The organism is Burkholderia sp. 3C, from assembly GCF_054589155.1.
Genome location: NZ_BAAILN010000030.1, coordinates 104,487 through 109,462, shown reverse-complemented (window position 1 = coordinate 109,462; position 4,976 = coordinate 104,487). Strand labels below are relative to the sequence as shown.

Annotated in this window: 3 protein-coding genes; 2 read left to right on the top strand and 1 reads right to left on the bottom strand. The window is 67.4% G+C overall.

Annotated elements, in window-relative coordinates:
* The coding region (locus ACYP33_RS04575; RefSeq protein ID WP_459620003.1) for a histidine kinase dimerization/phospho-acceptor domain-containing protein at positions 1 to 2,433 on the bottom strand (2,433 nt) is incomplete at its 3' end.
* 179 nt (positions 2,434 to 2,612) lie between these two features.
* On the opposite strand from ACYP33_RS04575, the gene urtA reads away from it, so the two are divergent.
* Both urtA and urtB read left to right on the top strand, forming a co-directional pair.
* Positions 2,613 to 3,881: an urea ABC transporter substrate-binding protein gene (gene urtA / locus ACYP33_RS04570; protein WP_414442452.1), complete on the top strand. Its 1,269-nt coding sequence runs from the start codon at positions 2,613 to 2,615 to the stop codon at positions 3,879 to 3,881.
* An 82-nt stretch (positions 3,882 to 3,963) separates the two neighbouring features.
* Complete coding sequence (gene urtB, locus ACYP33_RS04565; RefSeq protein ID WP_414442451.1) at positions 3,964 to 4,881, top strand: urea ABC transporter permease subunit UrtB; 918 nt, start codon at positions 3,964 to 3,966, stop codon at positions 4,879 to 4,881.
* Positions 4,882 to 4,976: the final 95 nt, after the last annotated feature.

The window sequence follows — 4,976 nt, the reverse complement described above, 5'->3', positions numbered from 1 at the left end:
GACGGTGGCCGGCAGCCGGCCGGCCGGCTGCACCACGAAATCGATCGCCTTCTCCACCGCCTGCGGGCGCAGCATCGCCGTCATCTGCGCGAGGAATTCGGGCAGCGCGATCGGCGTGACGTTCAGTTGCAGCTTGCCGGCCTCGATGCGCGCCACGTCGAGCAGGCCGTCGACCAGCGCCAGCAGGTGCTCGCCGCTGCGGTGGATGGTGCGGATCGCGTTGAGCCGCGCGGGCGGAATGTCGTCGCGCCCCTGCAGCAGCAGTTGCGCATAGCCGAGGATGCTGTTCAGCGGTGTGCGCAGCTCGTGGCTCAAGCCCGTCACGTAGCGGCTTTTCGCGCTGTTGGCCGATTCGGCGGCGGCGCGGGCGCGCTTGAGCGCGGCGTCGGTTTTCTGGTGCGCGTCGATCTCGTGCATCAGCAGCTCGGTCTGGCGCTGCGATTCCTCCTGCGTGACGCGCCGGCTCTCGCGTTCCAGCACCAGCCACCACGCGGCGATGCAGCCGATCAGCGACAGCGCCACGAACACCTTCACGTAGCTGCCGGCCACCTCGCGCCAGGCCGGCGAGCCGGGCACCGCGAGCGTGTCGGCGCTCTGCGACCAGATCAGGTACAGCACGGTGGCGAGCAGCATCAGCATCGCCAGCACCAGGCCGAGGTAATGCGCGAGCCGCACGCCGGCCACGCCGAGCCGCGCGTTCGGGAACAGCCGGTGCAGCGCGCGGTCGAGTTGCGAGGCGATCCGTGCGTGCGGCTTGCAGCGGTCGTTGCAGCGCGCATCGAGCGAGCAGCACAGCGAGCAGATGGTGCCGCCGTAGGCCGGGCAGTACGCGGTGTCCTCGCGCTCGAATTCGTTTTCGCAGATCGCGCAGCGCCGCAGCGCCGCAGGTGACCCGGGTGGCCCAGGCGGCCCCGGTTCGGCCTGGCGCGCGAGGTAGTAGCGCCCGCGCGTGAGGATCGCGATGGCCGGCGCGCAGACGAACGCCACGCCCAGCGCGATGAACGGCGACATCGCCTGCGCCAGCTCGCCGAACGCGCCGCCGTGCGCCAGCATCGCCGTGACGGCGGCGATCGCCATCGCGCCCACGCCCACCGGGTTGATGTCGTACAGGTGCGCACGCTTGAACTCGATGTCGCGCGGGCTGTAGCCGAGCGGCTTGTTGACCACCAGGTCGGCGAACAGCGCGCCCACCCAGGCGATCGCAACGTTCGCGTACATCGACAGCACCTTGCCGATCGCGTCGAACACGCCCAGCTCCACCAGCAGCAGCGCGATCAGCACGTTGAACACCAGCCACACCACGCGCCCCGGGTGGCTGTGCGTGAGCCGCGCGAAGAAGTTCGACCACGCGAGCGAGCCGGCGTAGGCGTTGGTCACGTTGATCTTCAACTGCGAGACGATCACGAACAGCACCGCGGCCGGCACCGCCCAGGCGGCCAGCCCGAGCGGGTCGAGCAGCAGGTGATAGGCGACCAGGTACATCTGGGTGGGCTGCACCGCGTGCGCCACGTCGATCTCGTGCTGGATCGCGATGAACGCCAGGAACGCGCCGCCGAGCATCTTCAGCGCGCCTGGCACGATCCAGCCGGGGCCGGCCGACAGCAGCGCGATCCACCAGCGCCGGCGGTTCTTGCGCGTGAGCGGCGGCAGGAAGCGCAGGTAATCCACCTGCTCGCCGACCTGCACGATCAGCGCGAACACCACGGTGGCCGCCTGCCCGAACGCGATCGTGCTGAACGCGCGGCCCTCGTGCGCGAAGCCGGCAAACGTGGACCATTCGCGCAGCAGCCCCGGGTGATGCCACAGCACCCCCGCGTACGGCAGCACGAACAGCACCAGCCACAGCGGCTGGGTCCAGCTTTGCAGGCGGTTGATCAACGTGATGCCGAACATCACGATCGGAATCACCACCAGCGAGCTGATCACGTAGGCGAGCCCGATCGAGATCGGAAACATCATCTGGAGCGCGAGCGACATGATCGCCGCCTCCAGCGCGAAGAAGATGAACGTGAAGCTGGCGTACAGCAGCGAGGTGACGGTCGAGCCGATATAGCCGAAGCCGGCGCCGCGCGTGAGCAGGTCCATGTCCACGCCGTGGCGCGCCGCGTAATAGCTGATCGGCAGGCTGGTCAGCCAGATCAGCACCGACACGGCGGCGATCGCGCACACCGCGTTGGTGAAGCCGTAATCCACCACCAGGCTGCCGCCGATCGCCTCCAGCACCAGGAACGACACCGCGCCGATCGCGGTGTTCGCGACCCGGAATTCCGACCAGCGCCGGAACGAACTCGGGGTGTAGCGCAGCGCGTAATCCTCGAGGGTTTCGTCGCCGACCCAGGCGTTGTAGTCGCGCCGCACCTTGACGATGCGCTGCGTGCTGGGTCGCGCCGCGTGCTCGGGGGCGGGTGCGGCGCTCGGGTGCATGGATGCCATCTCGGGTGATCCAGGTTGGTGCGTCCGTGGCGGGAGGCATGCGTCACGCAAGTTACATTCCAGGCGCGGGCCCGGATATACGTCAATCGACGTATTTCGATCGTTTATTTGGCTTCCTACATTTCGCCTCACACGCCGGCCACGATTCGCCGGCGGTGCGACCCGACAAGGAGAATGTGATGTCCGTAGACGATCGATTCGATGACGAAGCCCCGTCGCCGCTGCGCCGGCGCCTGATCGGCGGCCTCGCCGCCGCGCCGCTGATGGCGCTCGGCCTGCCGCGCGCCGGTTATGCGCAGACTCCGCCGACCGCCAAGGTCAACACGACCAAGCTGGCCGTCACGGACACCACGGTGACGGTCGGCCAGCTTCACTCGGCCACCGGCACGATGGCGATCTCCGAGACGGGCTCGATCCAGGCGGAGCGGCTCGCGATCGAGCAGATCAACGCGATGGGCGGCGTGCTCGGCCGCAAGATCCAGATCATCCAGGAAGACGGCGCGTCCGACTGGCCGACGTTCGCCGAGAAATCGAAGAAGCTGCTGGAAAACGACCACGTGGCGGCGGTGTTCGGCTGCTGGACCTCGGCCTCGCGCAAGGCGGTGCTGCCGGTGTTCGAGAAGGACAACGGCCTGCTGTACTACCCGACCTTCTACGAAGGCCTGGAGCAGTCGAAGAACGTGTTCTACACGGGCCAGGAAGCGACCCAGCAGATCGTCTGGGCGCTCGACTGGGCCTCGAACACCAAGAAGGCCAAGAGCTTCTTCCTGATCGGTTCGGACTACATCTGGCCGCGCACCTCGAACAAGATCGCGCGCCGCCATATCGAGCAGCACCTGCACGCGAAGGTGGTGGGCGAGGAGTACTACCCGCTCGGCACCACCGATTTCTACTCGCTGATGAACAAGATCAAGCTGGCGCGCCCGGATTGCATCTTCGCGACCGTGGTGGGCGGCTCGAACGTGGCGTTCTACAAGCAACTGAAGGCGGCCGGCATCACGCCGCAGAAGCAGTTCCTGCTGACGCTGTCGGTGACCGAGGACGAGGTGCTCGGCATCGGCGGCGAAAACTTCGCGGGCTTCTTCTCGTCGATGAAGTACTTCGAATCGCTCGACAACGACAACAACAAGAAATTCGTGCAGGCGTTCAAGGCGCGCTACGGCCAGAAATCGGTGATCGGCGACGTCACGCAGGCGGCCTATCTCGGGCCGTGGATCTGGAAGGCGGCCTGCGAGCGCGCCGGCAGCTTCGACGTGGACAAGGTGGTGGCCGCCTCGGCCGGTATCGAGCTGAAGAACGCGCCGCAGGGCTACGCGAAGGTCGATCCGAACCATCACCTGTGGAGCCGCTCGCTGATCGGCGAAGGCCAGGCGGACGGCCAGTTCAAGGTGGTGGCGGCATCGGACGCGCCGATCCAGCCGAACCCGTTCCCGAAGGGCTACATGTAAGCCGGCGCGGGGCCGCAAGGCTCCGCACGCTGTATCACGCGCATGGCGGCGGCCGCCCGGCCGCCGCGCGAGGAGGTTTTCGATGTCCGCTACCGACATTTTCAATATCACGCTGATGCAGGGCTTCGCCGGCCTGAGCCTGTTCAGCGTCCTGCTGCTGATGGGCCTCGGCCTCGCCGTGATCTTCGGCCAGATGGGCGTGATCAACATGGCCCACGGCGAATTCATGACGATCGGCGCGTACACCGTCTATCTGTTCTCGTGGTTCGCGCAGAACGTCTGGCACGCGATCACGCCGGTGTATTTCTTCATCGCGATCGTGGCCGCGTTCTTCATCGCGTTCGCGGCCGGCTGGCTGGCCGAATGGGCGCTGATCCGGCATCTGTACCGCCGCCCGCTCGACACGCTGCTCGCCACCTGGGGCCTGAGCCTCGGCATGCAGCAGGTGTTTCGCTCGACGTTCGGCCCGAAGGAAGTCAGCCCGCAACTGCCCGACTGGCTGATGGGCTCGTGGGAGCCGTCGCAGGGCCTCGACATTCCCGTGAGCGGCATGTTCGTGATGGGGCTGGCGCTGGTCATGACGGGCGGCCTGCTGCTCGCGCTGTACCGCTCGCGCTGGGGCCTGCGGGTGCGCGCCACGGTGGCCAACCGGCCGATGGCGAACGCCGCCGGCATCAACACGCGGCTCACCGACCGGATGACGTTCGCGATCGGCTGCGGGGTGGCCGGCGTGGCCGGGGCCGCGTTCACGGCGATCGGCTCGACCGGGCCGACCAGCGGTTCGCTCTACATCGTCGATTCGTTCCTGGTGGTGACGTTCGGCGGCGCGGCGAGCCTGCTCGGCACGGTGGCCTCGGCGTTCGGCATCGCGCAGATGCAGTCGATCAGCGAGTTCTTCCTGTCCGGCTCGACGGCGCGCGTGCTGACGCTGCTGACCGTCGTGATCATCCTGATGCTGCGCCCGCAAGGCCTGTTCGCCTCGAAGGTGCGGCGCGCCTGACCCGCGTGCCGTGCGGCCGTGCGCATCGACCGTTCAGTTCAACCGAATTCTGACCTCCTGACCGGAGAGCAATCATGGAACCCATCCAATCCGTC